This window comes from Halomarina ordinaria, assembly GCF_030553305.1.
GTDB lineage: Archaea > Halobacteriota > Halobacteria > Halobacteriales > Haloarculaceae > Halomarina > Halomarina ordinaria.
Map to the genome: position 1 here is coordinate 205,605 of NZ_JARRAH010000003.1, position 19,288 is coordinate 224,892.

Annotated in this window: 19 protein-coding genes; 10 read left to right on the forward strand and 9 right to left on the reverse strand. The window is 71.2% G+C overall.

Annotated features, from left to right (window positions below):
• Positions 1 to 23: 23 nt before the first annotated feature.
• Both P1Y20_RS16965 and P1Y20_RS16970 read left to right on the forward strand, forming a co-directional pair.
• Positions 24 to 2,627, forward strand: a complete 2,604-nt coding sequence (locus P1Y20_RS16965; RefSeq protein ID WP_304449896.1) for a heavy metal translocating P-type ATPase — start codon at positions 24 to 26, stop codon at positions 2,625 to 2,627.
• A 67-nt stretch (positions 2,628 to 2,694) separates the two neighbouring features.
• The gene (locus P1Y20_RS16970) at positions 2,695 to 3,606 is read left to right on the forward strand and encodes an MBL fold metallo-hydrolase (protein ID WP_304449897.1); all 912 of its coding nucleotides are present in this window, start codon (positions 2,695 to 2,697) and stop codon (positions 3,604 to 3,606) included.
• A 1-nt stretch (position 3,607) separates the two neighbouring features.
• On the opposite strand, the gene P1Y20_RS16975 is transcribed toward P1Y20_RS16970, so the two are convergent.
• The 4 genes from P1Y20_RS16975 to P1Y20_RS16990 form a co-directional block, all read right to left on the reverse strand.
• Positions 3,608 to 4,666, reverse strand: coding sequence for a zinc-dependent alcohol dehydrogenase family protein (locus tag P1Y20_RS16975; protein WP_304449898.1), 1,059 nt, complete (start codon positions 4,664 to 4,666; stop codon positions 3,608 to 3,610).
• Positions 4,667 to 4,699: 33 nt separating this feature from the next.
• Positions 4,700 to 5,872 (reverse strand): MFS transporter, encoded by a 1,173-nt coding sequence (locus P1Y20_RS16980; protein WP_304449899.1) that lies wholly within the window; start codon positions 5,870 to 5,872, stop codon positions 4,700 to 4,702.
• Between the two features lie 68 nt (positions 5,873 to 5,940).
• On the reverse strand, positions 5,941 to 8,121 hold the full coding sequence (katG, locus tag P1Y20_RS16985; protein ID WP_304449900.1) for a catalase/peroxidase HPI: 2,181 nt from the start codon (positions 8,119 to 8,121) through the stop codon (positions 5,941 to 5,943).
• A gap of 87 nt (positions 8,122 to 8,208) precedes the next feature.
• Positions 8,209 to 8,358 (reverse strand): hypothetical protein, encoded by a 150-nt coding sequence (locus P1Y20_RS16990; RefSeq protein WP_304449901.1) that lies wholly within the window; start codon positions 8,356 to 8,358, stop codon positions 8,209 to 8,211.
• Positions 8,359 to 8,385: 27 nt separating this feature from the next.
• On the opposite strand from P1Y20_RS16990, the gene P1Y20_RS16995 reads away from it, so the two are divergent.
• Positions 8,386 to 8,805 (forward strand): Rieske (2Fe-2S) protein, encoded by a 420-nt coding sequence (locus P1Y20_RS16995; protein ID WP_304449902.1) that lies wholly within the window; start codon positions 8,386 to 8,388, stop codon positions 8,803 to 8,805.
• Between the two features lie 305 nt (positions 8,806 to 9,110).
• Here P1Y20_RS16995 and P1Y20_RS17000 read toward each other — a convergent pair whose 3' ends face one another.
• A complete protein-coding gene (locus P1Y20_RS17000) occupies positions 9,111 to 10,025 on the reverse strand; it encodes a DUF4399 domain-containing protein (protein WP_304449903.1) in 915 nt (304 codons plus the stop codon).
• Positions 10,026 to 10,280: 255 nt separating this feature from the next.
• Here P1Y20_RS17000 and P1Y20_RS17005 point away from each other — a divergent pair, with 255 nt between their 5' ends.
• The 5 genes from P1Y20_RS17005 to P1Y20_RS17025 all read left to right on the forward strand — a co-directional run bounded on the left by P1Y20_RS17005 (position 10,281) and on the right by P1Y20_RS17025 (position 14,036).
• Positions 10,281 to 10,418, forward strand: coding sequence for a hypothetical protein (locus P1Y20_RS17005; RefSeq protein ID WP_304449904.1), 138 nt, complete (start codon positions 10,281 to 10,283; stop codon positions 10,416 to 10,418).
• 96 nt (positions 10,419 to 10,514) lie between these two features.
• On the forward strand, positions 10,515 to 12,065 hold the full coding sequence (locus P1Y20_RS17010; protein ID WP_304449905.1) for an FAD-dependent oxidoreductase: 1,551 nt from the start codon (positions 10,515 to 10,517) through the stop codon (positions 12,063 to 12,065).
• Positions 12,066 to 12,124: 59 nt separating this feature from the next.
• Positions 12,125 to 12,400 carry a hypothetical protein gene (locus P1Y20_RS17015; RefSeq protein ID WP_304449906.1) on the forward strand — a complete coding sequence of 92 codons (276 nt, stop codon included), beginning with the start codon at positions 12,125 to 12,127 and terminating at the stop codon, positions 12,398 to 12,400.
• A 71-nt stretch (positions 12,401 to 12,471) separates the two neighbouring features.
• Positions 12,472 to 13,020: a hypothetical protein gene (locus tag P1Y20_RS17020; RefSeq protein ID WP_304449907.1), complete on the forward strand. Its 549-nt coding sequence runs from the start codon at positions 12,472 to 12,474 to the stop codon at positions 13,018 to 13,020.
• A 143-nt stretch (positions 13,021 to 13,163) separates the two neighbouring features.
• Positions 13,164 to 14,036: a universal stress protein gene (locus tag P1Y20_RS17025; RefSeq protein WP_304449908.1), complete on the forward strand. Its 873-nt coding sequence runs from the start codon at positions 13,164 to 13,166 to the stop codon at positions 14,034 to 14,036.
• A 4-nt stretch (positions 14,037 to 14,040) separates the two neighbouring features.
• Here the strand turns inward: P1Y20_RS17025 and P1Y20_RS17030 are convergent, their stop codons facing one another.
• The gene (locus P1Y20_RS17030; RefSeq protein ID WP_304449909.1) at positions 14,041 to 14,481 is read right to left on the reverse strand and encodes a pyridoxamine 5'-phosphate oxidase family protein; all 441 of its coding nucleotides are present in this window, start codon (positions 14,479 to 14,481) and stop codon (positions 14,041 to 14,043) included.
• Between P1Y20_RS17030 and P1Y20_RS17035 the strand changes: the two genes are divergently transcribed.
• Complete coding sequence (locus P1Y20_RS17035; protein ID WP_304449910.1) at positions 14,471 to 14,635, forward strand: hypothetical protein; 165 nt, start codon at positions 14,471 to 14,473, stop codon at positions 14,633 to 14,635. The two genes, P1Y20_RS17030 and P1Y20_RS17035, sit on opposite strands and share 11 nt — an antisense overlap.
• A gap of 6 nt (positions 14,636 to 14,641) precedes the next feature.
• On the opposite strand, the gene P1Y20_RS17040 is transcribed toward P1Y20_RS17035, so the two are convergent.
• Together P1Y20_RS17040 and P1Y20_RS17045 are read right to left on the reverse strand one after the other, a co-directional pair.
• The gene (locus P1Y20_RS17040; protein WP_304449911.1) at positions 14,642 to 15,040 is read right to left on the reverse strand and encodes a hypothetical protein; all 399 of its coding nucleotides are present in this window, start codon (positions 15,038 to 15,040) and stop codon (positions 14,642 to 14,644) included.
• 160 nt (positions 15,041 to 15,200) lie between these two features.
• Complete coding sequence (locus P1Y20_RS17045) at positions 15,201 to 15,803, reverse strand: plastocyanin/azurin family copper-binding protein (protein WP_304449912.1); 603 nt, start codon at positions 15,801 to 15,803, stop codon at positions 15,201 to 15,203.
• Between the two features lie 226 nt (positions 15,804 to 16,029).
• On the opposite strand from P1Y20_RS17045, the gene P1Y20_RS17050 reads away from it, so the two are divergent.
• Positions 16,030 to 18,075: a primary-amine oxidase gene (locus P1Y20_RS17050; protein ID WP_304449913.1), complete on the forward strand. Its 2,046-nt coding sequence runs from the start codon at positions 16,030 to 16,032 to the stop codon at positions 18,073 to 18,075.
• Between the two features lie 54 nt (positions 18,076 to 18,129).
• On the opposite strand, the gene P1Y20_RS17055 is transcribed toward P1Y20_RS17050, so the two are convergent.
• Positions 18,130 to 19,134: an alcohol dehydrogenase gene (locus P1Y20_RS17055; RefSeq protein WP_304449931.1), complete on the reverse strand. Its 1,005-nt coding sequence runs from the start codon at positions 19,132 to 19,134 to the stop codon at positions 18,130 to 18,132.
• Positions 19,135 to 19,288: the final 154 nt, after the last annotated feature.

Below are 19,288 nucleotides of genomic sequence, written 5' to 3' on the forward strand. Positions count from 1 at the left end.
GCGTCGTCCCCTATCTCCCACCAATGAGTCACCGAACCACCCATCTCGACATCAGCGGGATGAGCTGTGCGAACTGCTCGCAGACCATCGAGCAGGCGCTGCGGGCGCTCGACGGCGTCGAGTCGGTGTCGGTCAACTACGCCACCGACGAGGGGACCGTCGAGTACGACCCCGAGCGCACGTCGCTCGCGTCGGTGTACGGGGCCGTCGAGGACGCGGGCTACGCGCCCGTCGCCGAGACGGTGAGCCTCGGCATCACCGACATGACCTGCGCCAACTGCGCCGAGACGAACCAGGAGGCGCTCGAGGGCGTCCCCGGCGTCGTCCGCGCCGACGTCAACTACGCTACCGACGAGGCGTCGGTCACCTACAACCCGAACGACGTCTCGCGCGAGCGCCTCTACGACGCCATCGAGCGGGCGGGCTACACCCCCGTCCGCGAGGAGGGAGAGGGGGACGGCGACGAGCGCCGCGAGCGCGCCCGGACGGACGAGATTCGGAAAGAACGCACCCGGACGCTGTTCGGCGCGGCCCTCTCGGCACCGCTGCTCGTCATGCTCGTCTTCGAACTGTTCGCGCCGGGCGTCCTCCCGGAGACGGTTCCCGGTACGGGGGTCGCGCTCGGGTGGGCCGCCTTCGCGCTGGCCACGCCCGTCCAGTACGTCCTCGGCAAGCCGTTCTACGTCAACTCCTACAAGGCGCTCGTCGTGAACCGCCGGGCGAACATGGACGTGCTCATCGCGCTGGGGTCCTCGACGGCCTACCTCTACTCCGTGGCCGTCCTCGTGGGACTCGTCGCCGGCGGGCTCTACTTCGACACGGCGGCGCTCATCCTGGTGTTCATCACCCTCGGGAACTACCTCGAGGCCCGCTCGAAGGGGCAAGCCGGCGAGGCGCTGCGCTCGCTGCTCGAACTGGAGGCGGACACCGCCACCGTCGTCGAGGAGGACGGCACCGAGCGCGAGGTGCCCCTCGAGGACGTCGCGGTCGGCGACCGCCTGAAGGTGCGCCCCGGCGAGCGCATCCCGACCGACGGGGTCGTCGTCGAGGGGCAGTCGGCGGTCGACGAGTCGATGGTCACCGGCGAGTCCGTCCCCGTCGAGAAGGGCGAGGGCGACGAGGTGGTCGGCTCGACGGTCAACGAGAACGGCGCGCTCGTCGTCCGTGCGACGAAGGTCGGCGAGGACACGGCGCTCCAGCAGATCGTCCGCACCGTCAAGGAGGCCCAGTCGCGCCAGCCCGACATCCAGAACCTCGCCGACCGCATCAGCGCCTACTTCGTCCCGGCGGTCATCGCCAACGCGCTGTTCTGGGGGGTCGTCTGGCTGCTCTTCCCCGCGGCGCTCGCCGGCCTCGTCGACTTCCTCCCGACGTGGGGGCTGGTCGCCGGCGGCCCGGCCGTCGCGGGCGGGTCGGTGTCGGCGTTCGAGTTCGCCGTCGTCGTCTTCGCCAGCGCGGTGCTCATCGCCTGTCCCTGCGCGCTGGGACTGGCGACGCCCGCCGCGACGATGGTGGGGACGTCCATCGGCGCGCAGAACGGCGTCCTGTTCAAGGGCGGCGACGTCATCGAACGCGTCACCGACATCGACACCGTCGTCTTCGACAAGACGGGCACCCTCACGAAGGGGGAGATGCGCCTCACCGACGTCGTCGCGCTCAACGCCGACACCGGGACGGCGACCGACGGGGGGCGACTCGAAGCGCCCGTCCCAGACGCGCTCGACGAGCGGGCCGTCCTCCGCCTCGCGGCGACCGCCGAGCGCGACAGCGAACACCCGCTGGCGGCGGCCATCGTCGACGGCGCCCGCGAGCGGGACGTCGACCTCGCGTCCGTCGAGGCCTTCGAGAACGTCCCCGGCCAGGGCGTCCGCGCGACGGTCGCCCTCGACGGCGACGAGGCGACGGTGCTGGTCGGCAACCGGACCCTCCTGCGCGAGGCGGGCGTCGACGTGCGTTCGGCCGATGAGGCCGCCGAGCGCCTCGAACGCGAGGGCAAGACCGCCATGTTCGTCGCCGTCGCCGACGAACCCGTCGGGGTCGTCGCGGCCGCCGACACGCTGAAGGAGGGTGCCGAGGACGCGGTGCGGACACTCCGTGACCGGGGCGTGACGGTCCACCTCGTGACCGGCGACAACGAGCGGACCGCCCGCGCCGTCGCCGAGGAGGTGGGTATCCCCGCCGAGTTCGTCCGCGCCGAGGTGCTCCCCGAGGACAAGGCCGACGCCGTCGAGGCCATCCAGGCCGACGGCGCGCGCGCGATGATGGTCGGCGACGGGGTGAACGACGCCCCGGCGCTCGCCACCGCCTTCGTCGGGGTGGCCCTCGGCAGCGGCACCGACGTCGCCATCGAGGCGGCCGACGTCACGCTCATGCGCGACGACCCACGGGACGTCGTGAAGGCCATCCGCGTCGGGGAGGGGACGCTAGCGAAGATCCGCCAGAACCTCTTCTGGGCGCTCGGCTACAACACGGCGATGATTCCGCTGGCCTCGCTGGGCCTGCTCCAGCCGGTGCTCGCCGCCGGGGCGATGGCCTTCTCGAGCGTCAGCGTGCTGACCAACAGCCTGCTGTTCCGTCGCTACACCCCCGACCACGACTACCACCTGCTCGGCTTCCTCCGGCGGTAAGGGGTGCTCGACGCGGTCCGTCCCCCCTCGGCGGAACGCTGTTGTCGCTCTCGCCCGTGCCCCCGTCATGGCTATCGGAGACGTCCGGGCGGTCACGACCGGCGACTGTACCGACCTCTCGTTCGTCGACACGGGGATGTACGACACCACCGGCTACGGGTCGGTCTACCTGCTCGACGCCGAGCGCCCCGCGGTCGTCGAGAGCGGCCTCGGCACCGAACACGACCGCGTCCTCGACGCGCTCGACGTCGTGGGCATCGACCGGAGGGCCGTCGAGGTGATCGCCGTCACGCACGTCCACCTCGACCACGCCGGCGGTGTGGGGTTCCTCGCCGAGGCGTGTCCGAACGCCGAGGTGGTCGTCCACGAGCGGGGCGCGCCCCACCTCGCCGACCCCGAGCGCCTCGTCAGGGGGACGGAGGCGGCCGTCGGCGACCTCTGGCCGTTCTACACGTCACCCGAACCCGTCCCCGAGGAGCGACTCCGCCCCGTCGCGGACGGCGAGCGCGTCGACCTCGGCGACCACGAACTCCGCGTCGCTCACGCGCCCGGTCACGCGCCCCACCAGGTGGTGTACCACGACCCGGCGAACGACGCGACCTTCACCGGGGACGCCGCCGGCGTCTGGCTGCCCGAGCGCGGGGCGGTCCGGGCGACGACGCCGCCGTGGAGTTTCGACCTCGAGCAGTGTCTCGCGGACCTCCACACCATCGGCGACGTCGACCCGACGACGCTCCTGTACTCGCACTTCGGGCCGCACCCGGACCCCGGGACCGCCCTCGACGCGGCGCGGACCGCGCTCGTCGAGTGGGTCGAGGCCGTCAGGGCGAGGCGCGCCGACGCCGAGGACGACGAGGCGGTCGTCGACCACTTCGTTGGGACGACGCCCTGCGTCGACGCCTGGGGGGAGGCGATGGCCCGCCCCGTCGCGGCCGTCGACGTCCGGGGCGTCCTCGACTACCTGGACGAGCGACCGTGAATCAGAACTCGGTGACGACCTCGACGCCCTCGGTGGCGTAGTCGGTCATCGCCGCGAGGCGCGCCGGCACCTCCTCGAGCGACACCTCCCGGCTCACCAGGCTCCCGGGGTCGACGTCGCCCGCCGCGAGCAGGCCGAGCAGTTCGTCGTACCTCGTGGGCGGCATCCCCCGCGAGCCGTGAAAGGAGAGCTCCGCCATCGCCATCCGGTCGGTCGGCAGCGACACCTCCCCGCGCTCCTCGTCGGTCGTCAGCCCCACCTGGACGTGTTCGCCCGTCGGTCGCAGGCAGGCCACCGAGTTCCGGCACGTCTCCGCCCGACCGAGCGCGTCGAGCGAGACGTGCGCGCCGCCGTCGGTCAGCGCGCTGATACGCTCTGGCACGCCCTCCTCGCGGGCGTTCACCGTCGCGCGCGCGCCGAGGTCGCGGGCGCGCTCCAGCGCCGCCTCGCGGACGTCGACGGCGACGACGCGGAGGCCGAGGGCGCTCGCCACGTCGACGGCGGAGAGGCCGACGCCGCCGCAGCCGTGGACGGCCACCCAGTCGCCGGGGGTCGGACTCGCGCGGTGGGCGAGCGCGTGGTAGGCGGTCATGAACCGACAGCCGAGCGCGGCCATCGCGTTCGGGGAGACGTCCTCGGGGAGCGCCATCGCGTTGTAATCGGCCCACGGGAGGTGGACCTCCTCCGCGAACGCGCCGGGGGCGTCGGGGTGGAAGCCCAGTCCCAGCCCGTTCGGACAGACGTTGCCGCGGCCGTTCAGGCAGTACGAGCAGGTGCCGTCGCCGAGGTTGAACGGGAGCGCGACGCGGTCGCCGACGCGCACGCGCTCGACGCGGTCGCCGCACTCGACCACCCGGCCGACCGGTTCGTGGCCGAGTATCTGCCCACGCTCGACGGCGTCGTCGGCCCACTCGCCGTGGCCCATCCAGGCGTGCCAGTCCGAGCGACAGACGCCGCAGGCTTCCACCTCGACGACGGCGCCGTGGGGGGCGGGGTCGGGCGACGGGACCTCCTCGACGACGAGCGGTTCGCCGTACTCCTTCAGGACTGCTGCGCGCATGCGCATCGTTCGACGGGGCGGGGAGTAAAGTGTTCAGTAACCGAGCGCGAACAGGCGGTTCGCCCCGAGGCTCGCGAGCGCGACGAGCAGGAGGAACGCGAGGCCGACGAACGCGAGCGCCCACCCGCCGGTGTCGGCGACGACCCCGACCGCGACGCTCCCGAGCGCGCCGACGCTCATGTACATCGTCCGGACGAGGCCGAACCCGCTGCCGCGCTCGGCGAGCGTGAGGTTGTCCATGACGCGCGACTGGACGGGCGCGCCCCAGCTCATCGCCGGGCCGAGACAGAGGACGGCGCCGACGGCCGCGAGGAGGGACGACCCGGCGACCAGCCAGCCGAACCCCACCACGCCGAGGCCCATGGTGAGGGCGGCGGCCGCGTCGCGCGTGAGGCGGTCGGAGAGCCACCCCATCACCGGCTGGGTCGCCCCGTGGACGACGAAGTAGAGCGAGAAGAGCACGCCCGCGGACGCCTGCGTGAGCCCCCGATACTCGATGAGGAACGTCGGGAGGAAGGAGGCGGTCGCCTGCCAGGAGAACGCGCCGCAGGCCGCGAGGAACGCCGAGTAGCGTATCTCCGGGCGCGAGAGGACGGGACCGATCGCGTCGAGGTCGAGTCCCGCCCGCACGGGGCGCCCGGGGTGCGTCGGGGCCGTCGGGCGGACGTAGTGGGCGAACAGGGCGAACAGGGAGAGCGCGACGAGCGCCCCCGAGAGGACGGCCACCCGCCAGCCGAAGCGCGTGGCGAGCGCGACGGCCACGACCGGCGTCACCAGCCCGGCGAGCGGCCCGCCCGCGATGTGGACGCCGATGGCCCGGCCCAGCTGGTCGAACTGCTTCGACAGCAGGGTGGTGGCGACGCTGTAGTGGAGCCCCGCGCCCGCGCCCAGCGCGACGGCGAAGAGGACGAACAGGGCGAACGACCCCGCGAACGCGAGCAGGACCGCGGCGGTCGCCGTCAGCCCCAGCGCGAGCAGGATGACGCGTCGCTCGCCGAAGCGGTCGCCGAGCAGGCCGCTCGGGAACTGCGTGAGGGCGTACGACGCCCACATGCCGGTGAGCGCGAGGCCGGCGGCGCTGTCGGAGACGCCGTACCAGCCGGTGATGTCCGGCAGGACGGGGCTGATGGTGAGGCGGGCGACCATCGTGGCGAAGAACGCGAGGGTACAGAGGGTGAGAACGGTGTGACGGTACTGCGGGGACATCCAACGTCCCGAGAGACACACTCGGAGACCAAAACGTCGGAGGTTCCGGCGGCTCCTCGCGGTTCAGGTCACTCGAGGTCGAAGCGGTCGAGCGTCATCACCTTGTGCCAGGTGTCGACGAAGTCGTGGACGAACTTCTCCTCCGCGTCGTCGGCCCCGTACACGTCCGCGATGGCGCGAAGCCGGGCGTTCGACCCGAAGACGAGGTCCACGCGGCTGCCCGTCCACTCGCGCTCACCCGTCTCGCGGTCGCGCAGCTCGTAGACCTCCTGGGCGTCCGACGGCGATGCCCACTCCATGACGTCCTTGGCGTCCGACTCCGAGAGCGGCTCCCACTCGTAGCTCATGTCGAGCAGGGTCACGAAGAAGTCGTTGGTCAGCGTCTCCGGCTCGTCGGTGAAGACGCCGAGGTCGGACCCCTGGTAGTTCGCGTTCAGCGCGCGCATGCCGCCGACGAGCACCGTCATCTGGTCGGTCGTCAGGTCGAGGAGGTCGGCCCTGTCGACCAGTTGCTCCTCGGCCGACCGGTCGTCCTCGCCGCCGAGGTAGTTCCGGAACCCGTCGGACGCCGGTTCGAGGACCTCGAAGGACTCGACGTCGGTCTGTTCCTGCGAGGCGTCGGTGCGCCCCGGTTCGAACGGCACGTCGACGTCGTAGCCGGCGTCCGCCGCCGCCTGCTCGACGGCGACGTTGCCGCCCAGCACGATCAGGTCGGCGAGCGAGACCCGCACGTCGTCGTCGCGCGCGTTGAACTCCTCCTGAATCCCCTCGAGGGTGTCCAGGACGGTCGCCAGCTGCTCGGGCTCGTTCACCTCCCAGTCACGCTGCGGCCTGAGACGGATGCGGGCCCCGTTCGCGCCGCCGCGCTTGTCGCTGTCGCGGTACGTCGACGCCGCCGCCCACGCGGTCTTGACCAGCTGCGAGACGGACAGGTCGGAGGCGAGGATCGCCTCCTCGAGTTCGGCGACCTCCTCCTCGCCGACCAGTTCGTAGTCGGCGTCGGGGATGGGGTCCTGCCACAGCATCTCCTCGTCCGGGACCTCCGGGCCGAGGAACCGGGTCGGCGGGCCCATGTCGCGGTGGATGAGCTTGTACCACGCCTTCGCGAAGGCCTCCTGGAACGCCCTCGGGTCCTCCTGGAAGCGCTCGATGGCCTCGCGGTAGTCGGGGTCACGCTTCAGCGCGATGTCCGTCGTCAGCATCATCACGTCTTCCTTCTCCGACGGGTCCTCGGTGCCCGGCGCGGCGTTGTCGAGTTCGTCGTTCGTCGTGGTCCACTGCCACGCGCCGCCGGGACCCCTCTCGGGCTCCCACTCGTAGTCGAGCAGGTTGTCGAGGTAACTCGAGTCCCACCGGGTCGGCGTGGTGTTCCACGGCCCTTCGATACCGCTGGTGATGGTGTCGCCCCCCTTGCCGGAGCCGTGGCTGCTCTCCCAGCCGAAGCCCTGCTGCTCGATGGGGGCCGCCTCGGGCTCGGGACCGACGTGCTCGTCGGGGTTGTCGGCGCCGTGGACCTTCCCGAAGGTGTGGCCCCCGGCGATGAGCGCGGCCGTCTCCTCGTCGTTCATCGCCATCTTGCCGAAGGACTCCCGGATGTTCGTCGCGGACGCCTCCGGGTCCGGGTTCCCGTCCGGTCCCTCGGGGTTCACGTAGATGAGCCCCATCACGGTGGCGGCGAGGTTCCCCTCGAGTTCGCCCTCGGCCTCGAAGCGCTCGGACGCCTCCCACTCGTCTTCGGGCCCCCAGTCGACGGCCTCGTCGGGTTCGTAGGCGTCCTCGCGGCCGCCGGCGAAGCCGAACGTCTCGAACCCCATCGACTCCAGGGCGACGTTCCCGGCCAGGACGATCAGGTCGGCCCACGAGAGCTTCTGGCCGTACTTCTGCTTGACCGGCCAGAGCAGTCGGCGCGCCTTGTCGAGGTTCGCGTTGTCGGGCCAGCTGTTGAGGGGCGCGAAGCGCTGGGTCCCGCCGGACGCGCCGCCGCGGCCGTCGGTGGTGCGGTACGTGCCGGCGCTGTGCCACGCCATCCGGATGAACAGCGGTCCGTAGTGGCCGTAGTCGGCCGGCCACCACTCCTGGGAGGTCGTCATGACCTCCTCGAGGTCCGCCTTCACGGCCTCGAAGTCGAGTTTCTCGAACTCCTCGGCGTAGTCGAACTCCTCGCCCATCGGGTCGACTGGCCGGCCGTTCTGGTCGAGGACATCCAGACTCAACCGGTTCGGCCACCAGTCCTGGTTGGACTTTCTCATCACCCACCAATTACGGCCGTCGCGTGTTAAGAGTGTCTAATTGGGTGAGGAAATCTTCGCTATCACCAAAGCAATCTATCGTGTTCGCTAACTTTCGTTGGCGTCGGGGGTCGCGTTCGACGCCGGCACCTGCGGGAGAACGGTTCGAATCGACCGTGTTCGCCGGTGTTCGCGCCGGTCCGTGCTGGTGGGTCGCCCGAGACCGATGGCCGACCCGTCGCCGTCCCGAACACTCATCCACCCGCCACCCGTCGTCCCGGGTGAATGACGACTGGCCCGACGCGACTGGCCGACGTGAGTGACGTCCCGGAGACCGGGTCGTACCTGTTCACCGTCCGCGAGGCCGACGGCGGACGCGAGGAGGTCATCCTCGTGCGCCTCGCCGACGGGGTGGCGGCGTGGAAGAACTTTTGCCAGCACGAGACCGACCAGCGCCTCGACCGCGGGTCCGGGGCGGCGATGCGCGACGGCGAGATACTCTGTCCGAAACACGGGTCGATGTTCGACGCCCGGACCGGCTACTGCGACGACGGGAAGGCGGCGGGCGCGACGCTCGTCGAAGTCGAGGTCACGGTCGAGGAGGGGGTCGTCTCTCTCACGGACGAGCGCTGCGAGTTCCTCCACGAGGGAGGAATCGAGGAGGACGACGGTATGCCAGGAACGTCGTCGCACCTCTCGTTCTGACGGGGGCGTCAGAACCTGCGAACCGGAGGGCCGGCGAGACGCTACGACTCGCCGGCCGGGCGGATGTTGCGATGTCTTCCGTACCTGTCTTGGGGCCGTCGGGGGCGTTTCGCACGTCGTCGTGTGCCACCGACGGATAGTCCGTTCGACCCCGCTGTAATGAGTTTTCTGGTGGTTCTGGACGGACGTAACGAACGACGGCCACCGTCGCTGGTGCCGTCTCTCGCCGGGACTGGCTGTCGTGACAGCTATCGAACCTGCGTCGACGTGGCACGAGCGGTCGCGAACGAGACCGGGAGCACCACTCAGTCGACGCTGACCGTGACGCTGTCCGTGAGCGCCGTCGCGAGGCCGTGACCGTTGCTCACCTGGACGCGCAGCTCGTGTTCCCCCGGGGAGAGGTCGACCGTCCGGCGAGTCCCGCCGTCGTCGGCGGGGTAGACGTCCTCGCCGTCGGGCATGGGGTCGCCGACGGGGACGGCGTCGGCGTCCACGAGGAGGTGTGCGTACCCGGTGTTGGGTGCGAGTCCCCCGGCCGGTGCGAGCGAGACACCCTCGCTCACGGCCCACTCGACGCCGACGCGCCGGCCGAGGTAGGCGCCGTCGGGGGGCGTCTCGACGGTGACCGTGGCGTCGTTCGCCACGACGAGCGAGACCCGGTCGGTGATGTCGGTCGCGCGCTCGGTGCCGTCGGCGACCTGCGCGACGAGTTCGTGGTCGCCCTCGTCGAGGTCGAGCACCGTCTCGACGCTCCCGTCGTCGAGGTGGACGTGCGCGTCGTCCTCGGGCATCGGCTCGCCCGCGGGGACGGGGTCGGCGTCGACGAGCAGGTGGAGGTGACCCTCCCCGTCGACGCGCTCGCCGGCCGCCTCGACGGCGAACCCCGACGCGTCGACGAGCACCGTCGGTGAGGTGTGGGCCGTCCCGCCATCGTTCGGGAGGACGAACGAGACGCTCGCCGCCTCGTCGTAGCGCGCCACCGGCGGCTCCTCCGGTGTCGTCTCGTTCCCCGTCTCGTTCGCGTCCGACCCGTTCTCGCCCGGCGCGTCCGACGCGCCCGCCGACCCACTCCCGGACGACGCGTTCTCCGCCGGGGTCTCCCCGTCGTCCGCGCTCCCGTTCCCGCCCGACGTGCCGTCGTCGACGCCCGAGCACCCGGCGAGCGTTCCCAGCCCGACGGTTCCGAGGAGCGTCAGGTATCGTCGTCGTGACTGTCCCATGTCGTCGACCCGTAGTCCGGTCGAGCGGATAACGCCTCCGGACGGGTCCCCGTCGCCGGGTGTTCCGACATCTCCCTCCACGAACCATGTCGACGTCGTGACCGTTCGGCGCGGCGACGAGGTACGTGACACGTGCAAGCAGACCGTGTAAGGGGAACGCCCGTGTCGTTCGTGATATGCACCGATGTCAGAACGACGAGTCCTTCGTCACGGGTGGTCGCCCCGACCCGGGGACGCAACCGGTCGCCTCCAACCATGCCGGGTGAGGACCCCACTCCCGTCGAGCGGGACATCGTCCTCGACTACGGGACGGCCCGGAAGACGATGCGGGCACTGAACGGGTCGAACGGGCTGCTGGACGCGCTCGACGCCGTGACGCCGATGTACGACTGACCGCGCGCCCGGCGCCCGTCTTGCGTCTGCCGCCCGTGTGTTTATTCTCGGAGCCGTTGACCACGACCTGTTCCGAGCACCCACCGGGACGCTCCCATGACCGACGACACCACGCGCGCGACGAGCGAGGGGGACGTACTGCCACCGACCGAGTCGGTCTGGCTGGACACGACGCCCGAGACGGCCTACGACCCGCTCCCCGGCGACACGGACGTCGACGTCTGCGTCGTCGGGGGCGGTATCGTCGGAGTGACGGCGGCGGCCGAACTGGTCGACGCCGGCGAGCGCGTCGCCATCGTCGAACGCGACCGCATCGTCGAGGGCGTCACCGGCAACACGACCGCGAAGCTCACCGCACAGCACGGACTCGTCTACGCCGACCTGGCCGACACCCTCGGCGACGAACTGGCCCGGCGCTACGCCGAGGCGAACCAGCAGGCCATCGCCGACGTCGCCGAGCGCGTCGACCGCCTCGACGTGGTCTGCGACTTCGCGCGGACGCCGGCCTACACGTACACCCAGACCCCGGAGAAGCGCGACGCTATCGAGGCCGAGGTCGAGGCCGCACGGCGATTCGGCCTCCCGGCCCACCACGTCGAGGGCGACGAGACGCCCCTCCCCTTCGACGTGGAGGCCGCCGTCCGGGTCGACGAGCAGGCACGGTTCCACCCGCGCGCGTACCTGCTCGCGCTGGCCGAGCACGTCGTCGACACCGGCGGGCGCGTCTTCGAGCACACCCGGGCGACCGACGTCGCCCCCGGCGGACGCCCGCGGGTCGTCACCGACCGCGGGACGGTGCGGGCCGACGCCGTCGTCGTCGCGACGCACTTCCCCGTCCGCGACCGGCGCTTCCTCTTCGCGCGGCTGACCCCCCACCGCTCGTACGCGCTCGTCGTCGAGGCGAGCGACGCGCCGACCGAGGGGATGTACTACCGGGTCGGCGGCAACGCGACCCGCTCGCTCCGGACGGGCGTCACGGATCGGGAGAACTCCCTCATCGTCGGCGGCGAGGGCCACCGGACGGGTCAGGGCGACCCCGAGGCGAGCTACCGACGGCTCGCGCACTACGCCCGCGACCGCTTCGACGTCGAGGCGGTCCCCTACCGCTGGTCGACGCAGGACCTCTCGACGCCCGACGGGGTGCCGTTCGTCGGTCGCGCCGGGCCGGTCACCGACGAGGTGTACATCGCCACCGGCTTCGGCGGATGGGGGATGAGCAACGGGACGGCCGCGGGCCGACTGCTCGCGGACCTCGTCCTCGACCGCCCGAACCCCTACCGGGAGCTGTACGACCCACGCCGACTCTCGCTCTCGGCGCTCCGGACCCTCCTCTCGCACAACGCCGAGACGACGCGGGAGTTCGTCGGCGGGTGGGCGGCGGGCGTGACCGGGTCGGGGCCGACGCCGGCGCCCGGCGAGGGTCGGGTGGTCAGGCGCGGCGCGACGCCCGTCGCCGTCTCCCGCGACCGCGGCGGCGAGTTACACGCCGTCTCCGCGGTCTGTACCCACATGGACTGCGTCGTCGACTGGAACCCGGCGGAGGAGTCGTGGGACTGTCCCTGTCACGGCTCGCGCTTCGCGCCCGACGGGCGCGTCCTCGACGGCCCGGCGGTCGAGGACCTCCCGCGGCGGCCGGACGAGGAGTGACCCGGCCCCTTGCGGTCGCCGGCGCTCGCCTTTCGTCCCTCGACGTCCAGCGTCCGACGATGACAGACGAACCCACCGTCGAGGGGACGGAGCGCGGCGACGACTACTACCACGTGCGGTTCCGCGACCCGGACGAGTTCGACGAGATTCGAACGCCCGACTGGGCCGGGAACGCCGCGGGGTCCGTCGTCGACGGCAGCGAGGTCCGGACCGGCCGCGAGTCGGGCGACGACGACTGGGAGCTACAGAGCGTGCTCGTCCCGGTCGACGCCGTCGACGACGAGGACGAGGCGACGGCCCGCGCCCGCGACATCGTCGACGACATCGAGTCCTGAGCCGGTTCACCTCCCCGGACGGTGCACGTGCCCGGTGAACCCTTATCGGCGCTCCCGGGAAACGGCCTCCCGTGCGACACTTCCTCTCCACGACACGGACCGAACCGCGAACGGGGGCGGCGTCACCCCCCGGCGACGAGACGCTCGTGGCGGCACTGTTCGACCGGCGACCGGTCCGGCGCGTGGTGACGGGCCTCGTCGCGGGGGCCATCGCGACGGTCGTGATGTCGTGCTTTCGCGTTCCGCTCTCGCGGGCACCGCCGCCGCCCGCCCGCCTGTGGGCGCTGTACGTCGCCGGGGAGGGTGCCCCCGAGGACTACCCCATCGAGGGGTTCGCCCTCCACCTCGTCTACGGCGTCCTCGCGGGGGGCGCCTTCGGTGCGCTCGCGCCCGCCATCGAGGCGGAGTCCGACTACGAGCGCGAGCGGCGCGGGTCGCTCCTCGGCCTGTGCTACGGCCTCCTGCTCTCCGCGTTCGGGAGCGTCGTACTGATGGACCGTCTCCTCCACCTCGACCTCGACGACGACGAGGCGTTCGTCTTCCACCTCGGGCACGTCGTCTACGGCCTCACGCTCGGTACCTGGTTCGGGTCGAACACCCCGCGAGGGTCGCGGACGTGAGGCCGAGCGGTCGTCGTCCACGTCGAGACAGCCTCGATTCAGGCCCGATTACGCGCGCCGTGCGATGGAGACCGACCGTCACCGCCGGCCGCCCCGCTCCATAACTAAACGTCCGTCGGCTGAGTACCAAGCGAGGGACGCCCGTGTACGAGAACGTGTTACTCCCCACTGACGGGAGCGAGGAGGCGGTACCGGCTATCGACCACGGCCTCGCGCTCGCGTCGCGCTTCGGCGCGACGGTCCACGCGCTCTCGGTCGTCGACCTGCCGTACGCGCGCGAGGACTTCCGGGACGAGTCGGCGTGGGCCGACGTCTACGAGGTCGAAGAGCGCGAGGCCGAGCGGGCCGTCGAGGCCGTCGAGACCCGCGCGCGCGAGACCGACGCCGACCTCCGGGTCGTCTCGGCGGTGCCCCACGGCTCGCCGACCCGGGTCATCCTCGAGTACGTCGACGACAACGACGTCGACCTCGTGGCGATGGGTACCCACGGGCGCTCACGGCTCCGTCGGTTCTTCCTCGGGAGCACGACCGACGGCGTGGTTCGTGCCTCGCCTGCCCCTGTCCTGACGCTCCGGCGGGGGACAGAGACGCCGCGGACGGCGTACGAGGACGTCCTCGTCGCGACCGACGGCACCCCCGGGTCGACGCGAGCGACCGCGCAGGCGGTGGACATCGCGGCGGCCTACGGGGCGACGCTCCACGTTGCCTACGTCGTCGAGACGCGCCACGCCCGCTCGGTCGCGCTGCGCGAGTTCCTCGGTCAGCAGGGGGAGCGCGAACTCGACCGGGTCCGGGCGCGCGCGGCGGGCGAGGGGGTCCGCTGTTCGACGGCGCTCCTCGACGGCGTCCCCCACGAGGAACTGCTCGCGCACGCGGCGGGCGAGGGGGTCGACCTCGTCGTCGTCGGGACGCACGGCCGCAGCGGCGTCGAACGCCTCGCCGTCGGGAGCGTCGCGATGCGCGTCGTCCAGGCGTCGGACCTGCCCGTGTTGACGGTGCGGACGCTCGACGCGTGACGGCTCAGGTCGTCCGGCGGCCCGTCACCTCCTCGACGTCGAGTTCGAGGACGACGACGTCCACCTCGTCGATGGCCTCGTCGAACACGCGCAGCGGGCCGAAGCGGTCGTTGATGCCGGCCGCGTCGAAGCGCTCGGCGGCCGCCCCCTCCACCGGACGGAGCGTGCCGGTCGCCACGACGCTCCACGACTCGTCAGCCCCCTCGACGCCGTAGACCACGAAGCACGCTCGCCGGGTGGTCTCGACGAACGCCAGTTTCTCGCTGTGCGCGTCGTCGCTCAACCGGAAGAACACCGAGCCGTCCTCGTAGTGGTGCGAGACGGGGACGGCGTAGGCGTCGTCCCCGTCGGCGAGCGAGAGGACGCCGGCCTCGGCGTCGCGGAGTCGTCGCTCGACGTCGGCCTCGTCCATCCCCATCGTGTACACGAATTCGATGTGCTCCATCGTCCGAGCGTTCGTCGCGCACCGAAATCAAGTGATGGCCCGGGCCGCGGCGTCACGTCTCCGTGGACTCGACGAACTCGTCGTCGACCACCCCGACTTCTCGCACTTCGAGCGCGGCGCCGAACGGCTCACGACGTCCCGAGAGGAGTCGTGACCGGGCTCACTCCCCCTGGTTCGCCTCCCCGTCGCTCGGGTCCGACGGCCGGTCGCGTCGCGCTTCGAGCGCCTTCACCCGTTTCTCCAGGGCGCTGACCCGGGCGTCGAGCGGCGAGGACCACCCTTCGGCGCGGGCGTACTCGTCGGTGTACTCCCCGCCGGGCGCGTCGTGGCCCTCGACGTACTCCTCGACGAACTCGCTCTCCGTCGGGGTCAGGCCCTCGACGACCTCCCTGGTCCCCTCCCGGTCCGCGTTCTCGACGACCTCGTCGCGGCGGCCGAGCAGCCAGCGGACGTACGCCTCGCGGTCGTCGAACCCGAGCGTCCGCGCCTCCGTCGCGAGGGCGTCGAGCAACGCCTCCTCGACCGGGAGTTCGAGTGTTCGCGTGCGCTCGTCGGTCATCGTCGTCCTCCGGCGGCGGCCCGTTCGCGGCCGTTCCTCCGCGTTCGGTCCTCGTCGAGACGTGTGGTGGTGACGTCGGTCATCGGTGGGTGGGTGGGCCTCGACGGCAAATAGCCCTGCGGCGACGTCACCGCGCGCGTGCGTCCCTCGTTGTGGACCGTCACTCGCCCTCGTAGTCGTCGCCGTACTTGAGGAAGAAGTAGGCCAGACCGACGAACCCCGCGACGAGGGCGGCGAGCGCGAGGCCGATGGTCCGCGCGGCGTTCGGGACGCCGGGGATGACCCCTTCTTCCTCGTCACCGCCCCCACCCCCCGCCGTCACCTCCACCGTCGCCACCATCCCCACCGACTCGTGCGGGATGCAGAAGTAGTCGTACACCCCCTCGACCTCGAACGTGTACTCGTAACGCTCGCCGCCCGGGACGTCACCCTCCGGATAGGCGTCCCGCGCCGCCTCCTCGCCCTCGAAGCCGCCGCTCGCGAAGTAGGTCGCCGCCGGCGGTATCTCGTCCTCGTACGCCGTCACCGAGTGGCCCACGGTCCCGACGTTCTCCCAGGTGACGGTCGTCCCGGGTGCGACGCTGAGTTCCTCGGGGTCGAAGACGAGTTCGTCGGTCATGTCGACGGTCTCGCTGCCCGCCTGGGCGCTCGCTTCTCCCGTCGCACTCGCGCTCGCCGCCCCGCCGAGTGCTCCCACGCCCAGCGTCCCCCGGACGAACGCGCGTCGCGACAGTCCGTCGCCTCCCCGCTCTCGAACGGCCATGCCCCGGACCTACCACCCCCCGGCCCGAAAACGTGTCGACGAACGGTCACGAACGGGTACTGTCCCGGTGAACGGAAGAGTCCGGTCGGCGAAGCGATGGCTCCGGGACATCGACCCCCGCTTCTGGGTCGGCCCCCGTGCGAACGGCCCGGGCTGACGATAATTCACGGTACCTGTTAACAGGAGGCGAAGTTACTTGTGGGAACCATCCACGTATCTGGACGTCATGGCGACAGAAACTCGAAGCCGCGTCGACCATCCGCTGGACCCGTTGACGCGCGAGGAGATAACCGCCGCGCGCGAACTCCTCGAGGACGCGCGCGACGTCGCACCGGAGAGTCGGTACGTGAAGATCGTCCTCGACGAACCCGCGAAGGACGACCTCGCGGCGTACGAAGCCGAGGACGAGTCCGTCGACCGCCGGGCGTTCGTCATCGTCCGCGACCGCGAGGCGCGGACGACGTACGAGGCGGTCGTCTCGCTCGACGGGGAGACGGTCGTCTCGTGGGAGGAGGTCCCCGGCGTCCAGCCCTCCATCACCCTGGAGGAGTTCGACGAGTGCGAGCGGGTGGTCAAGGCGAACGAGGAGTGGCGGGAGGCGGCGGCGAAGCGCGGCGTCGAGGACTTCGACCTCGCCATCGTCGACCCCTGGTCGGCCGGCCACCACCTCGTTCCCGACGACGTCGACCGGGAGCGCAGGCTCGCCCACGCGATGTCGTGGATTCGCACGAGCGAGGAGGACAACGGCTACGCCCGCCCCCTCGACGGTATCCACGCCTGGGTCGACCTGGACGAGATGACCGTGGTGAAGGTGCTCGACCGGGGGACGAAGATAGACGACGTGGTGAACGACCTGGAGGACGCCCCCTACCGCGAGTCCGAGCGCGACCTGCGGACGGACCTGAAGCCGTACAACGTCGACCAGCCGGAGGGGCCGAGCTGGGAGGTCGACGGCCGGAAGATAGAGTGGCAGAAGTGGCACCTGCGGGTGGGGTGGACCCAGCGCGAGGGCCTCGTCCTCCACGACATCGGCTACGAGGACGACGGCGAGGTGCGCTCGGTCGTCAACCGCGCCTCCTGCGTCGAGATGTCCGTTCCCTACGGCGACCCGGACCCGAACCACAACTGGAAGAACGCCTTCGACGTCGGCGAGTACAACATCGGCCGCCTGGCGAACCCGCTCATGGAGGGCTGTGACTGCCTCGGTTACATGCACTACTTCGACGCGGTGATGAACGACGCCTCCGGCGAGGTGAACGTCGTCCCCAACGCCGTCTGCGTCCACGAGGAGGACTTCGGTACGCTCTGGAAGCACACCGACTGGCGGACCGAGAACACGGAGGTGCGCCGCTCGCGACGGCTCGTCGTCTCCTTCGTCGCCACCGTCGGCAACTACGACTACGAGTTCAACTGGTACTTCTACCAGGACGGCTCGATGCAACCGCAAGTCCGACTCACGGGCATCAACAGCAACGGCCTCGTCGCGCCCGGCGAGGAGCAACCGCCCGGCTACTACGAGATGATGGCCCCCCACGTGAAGGGGATGGTCCACCAGCACTTCTTCAACTTCCGTCTCGACGTGGATATCGACGGCCGGACGAACGAACTCTACCGGCGGCAGAACCGGCCCATCCCGAAGGGGCCGAACGCGGACATCACGTGGAACGGCGTCGAGGACACCGGCGAGGTGAACCCGACCGGCGCCGCCTTCTACGCCGAGAAGGTGCAACTGGCGAGCGAACAGGAGGCCCAGGACCTCATCGACTCGCGCAAGGGACGGTACTGGCAGATAGAGAACCCCGAACGGACGAACTCCCTCGACCGCCCCGTTGGCTACCGCCTCGTCCCCGGCGAGAACGTCGAGTCGTGCGCGCAACTGGATTCGAGCGTCAACGAGCGCGCGACGTTCATCTCGAAGCACCTGTGGGCGACTCCCTACCGACCCGACGAGCGCTTCCCGGCCGGCGAGTACCCCAACCAGCACGCCGGCGGCGCGGGCCTCCCCGAGTGGACCGAGGCCGACCGCTCGCTCGACGGCGAGGACATCGTCCTCTGGTACACCCTCGGCGTGAACCACGTCGACCGCCCCGAGGACTGGCCCATCCTCCCCGCCCACCTCGCCAGTTTCAAACTGGAGCCGGTGAACTTCTTCGACGAGAACCCCGCGATGGACGTCCCGCCCGAACACGCCATCAAGGACATCCACGAGCGCCGCGCCGCGAAGTACGAGGACCCCGACAGCGTCTCCAGACAGCGCGCCGAGGACGACTGACCGCGACACCCCTTCCGGCGTCGCGCCCGACCCGGCGTCGTTCGACGACCCGGGTTAGGGTTCGAGGACGACGCGGAACCGGGCGTCGTTCGAGAGCATCCGGTCGTACGCCGCGGAGACCTCCGCCAGCGGGTACGTCTCCGTCCGGGGGGCGATTCCGCGCAGGTCGCTGAACTCCAGGGTGTCCTGCGAGTCGCGGGCGTGGCCCGACCCCCACCCGCCGACGTCGCCGCGCGTACCGACGAGGTACTGGACGTCGACGCTCACCGGGTCGCCGGGGACGCCGACGACCACCAGTTCGCCGTCGTTGCCGAGGCCGCCGACGACGGACTCGATGGCGTCGCTCGACGGCGCCGTCCCGAGGACGACGCGCGCGCCGCCGAGGTCCTGCAGGGCTGCCGCGGGGTCCTCCTCGGCGGTGTCGACGAAGTGGTCCGCGCCGAGGTCGAGCGCCAGGTCGCGCTTGTCGGGGCTGTGCGAGAGGGCGACCGTCTCGAAGCCCGCGGCGTGGGCGTACTGGAGCGCGAGGTGGCCCAGACCACCGATACCCTGGACGGCGACGAGGTCACCGGCGTGCGCGCCGCTGTTGCGCAGCGCGTTGTAGGTGGTGATACCGGCACAGAGCAGCGGCGCGGCGTCGACGGCCGCGAGGTCGTCGGGGATGCGCGCGAGCGCCTCGGCCGGGACGGCGGCGTACTCGGCGTAGCCGCCGTCGAAGGTGAGGCCGGTGATGTCCGCGTTCTCGCACTGGAGGAACTTCCCACGACGACACGGCTCGCAGGTGAAGCAGTGGCCGCCGTGCCAGCCGGCGCCGACGCGGTCGCCCTCGTGCCACGTCGTCACGTCCTCGCCGACGGCCGCGACGTGCCCCGCCACCTCGTGCCCGGGGATGCGCGGGTACGCCACGCCGGGGTAGGTCCCTTCCTTCGTGAAGACGTCGCTGTGACAGATGCCGCAGGCGTCCACCTCCACGAGGACCTCCCCGGGGCCCGGGTCGGGGACCTCGCGCTCGACGAGTTCGAACTCGGCTCCGGCCTCCGGGACGACCGCCGCACGCATGGTGTCCGACATACGGTCCATTGGGACGTCGCCGTCAAGTGTGGGGGTTCGCCGGCGGAATCTGCCGGGTCGTGTCGCCCCGCCGTGCCCACCGTTCCCGATTCCCGGCCCCCGCGTATGAAAAGGGAATTAACGACCGCCCCCGACCTCCGGG

Excerpts from the sequence above, each read along its gene's own strand:
- P1Y20_RS16965 (WP_304449896.1), top strand. The coding sequence starts at position 24 with ATGAGTCACCGAACCACCCATCTCGACATCAGCGGGATGAGCTGTGCG.
- P1Y20_RS16970 (WP_304449897.1), top strand. The coding sequence starts at position 2,695 with ATGGCTATCGGAGACGTCCGGGCGGTCACGACCGGCGACTGTACCGAC.
- P1Y20_RS16975 (WP_304449898.1), bottom strand. The coding sequence starts at position 4,666 with ATGCGCGCAGCAGTCCTGAAGGAGTACGGCGAACCGCTCGTCGTCGAG.
- P1Y20_RS16980 (WP_304449899.1), bottom strand. The coding sequence starts at position 5,872 with ATGTCCCCGCAGTACCGTCACACCGTTCTCACCCTCTGTACCCTCGCG.
- katG (WP_304449900.1), bottom strand. The coding sequence starts at position 8,121 with ATGAGAAAGTCCAACCAGGACTGGTGGCCGAACCGGTTGAGTCTGGAT.
- P1Y20_RS16990 (WP_304449901.1), bottom strand. The coding sequence starts at position 8,358 with ATGAGTGTTCGGGACGGCGACGGGTCGGCCATCGGTCTCGGGCGACCC.
- P1Y20_RS16995 (WP_304449902.1), top strand. The coding sequence starts at position 8,386 with ATGACGACTGGCCCGACGCGACTGGCCGACGTGAGTGACGTCCCGGAG.
- P1Y20_RS17000 (WP_304449903.1), bottom strand. The coding sequence starts at position 10,025 with ATGGGACAGTCACGACGACGATACCTGACGCTCCTCGGAACCGTCGGG.
- P1Y20_RS17005 (WP_304449904.1), top strand. The coding sequence starts at position 10,281 with ATGCCGGGTGAGGACCCCACTCCCGTCGAGCGGGACATCGTCCTCGAC.
- P1Y20_RS17010 (WP_304449905.1), top strand. The coding sequence starts at position 10,515 with ATGACCGACGACACCACGCGCGCGACGAGCGAGGGGGACGTACTGCCA.
- P1Y20_RS17015 (WP_304449906.1), top strand. The coding sequence starts at position 12,125 with ATGACAGACGAACCCACCGTCGAGGGGACGGAGCGCGGCGACGACTAC.
- P1Y20_RS17035 (WP_304449910.1), top strand. The coding sequence starts at position 14,471 with ATGTGCTCCATCGTCCGAGCGTTCGTCGCGCACCGAAATCAAGTGATG.
- P1Y20_RS17030 (WP_304449909.1), bottom strand. The coding sequence starts at position 14,481 with ATGGAGCACATCGAATTCGTGTACACGATGGGGATGGACGAGGCCGAC.
- P1Y20_RS17040 (WP_304449911.1), bottom strand. The coding sequence starts at position 15,040 with ATGACCGACGAGCGCACGCGAACACTCGAACTCCCGGTCGAGGAGGCG.
- P1Y20_RS17045 (WP_304449912.1), bottom strand. The coding sequence starts at position 15,803 with ATGGCCGTTCGAGAGCGGGGAGGCGACGGACTGTCGCGACGCGCGTTC.
- P1Y20_RS17050 (WP_304449913.1), top strand. The coding sequence starts at position 16,030 with ATGGCGACAGAAACTCGAAGCCGCGTCGACCATCCGCTGGACCCGTTG.
- P1Y20_RS17055 (WP_304449931.1), bottom strand. The coding sequence starts at position 19,134 with ATGCGTGCGGCGGTCGTCCCGGAGGCCGGAGCCGAGTTCGAACTCGTC.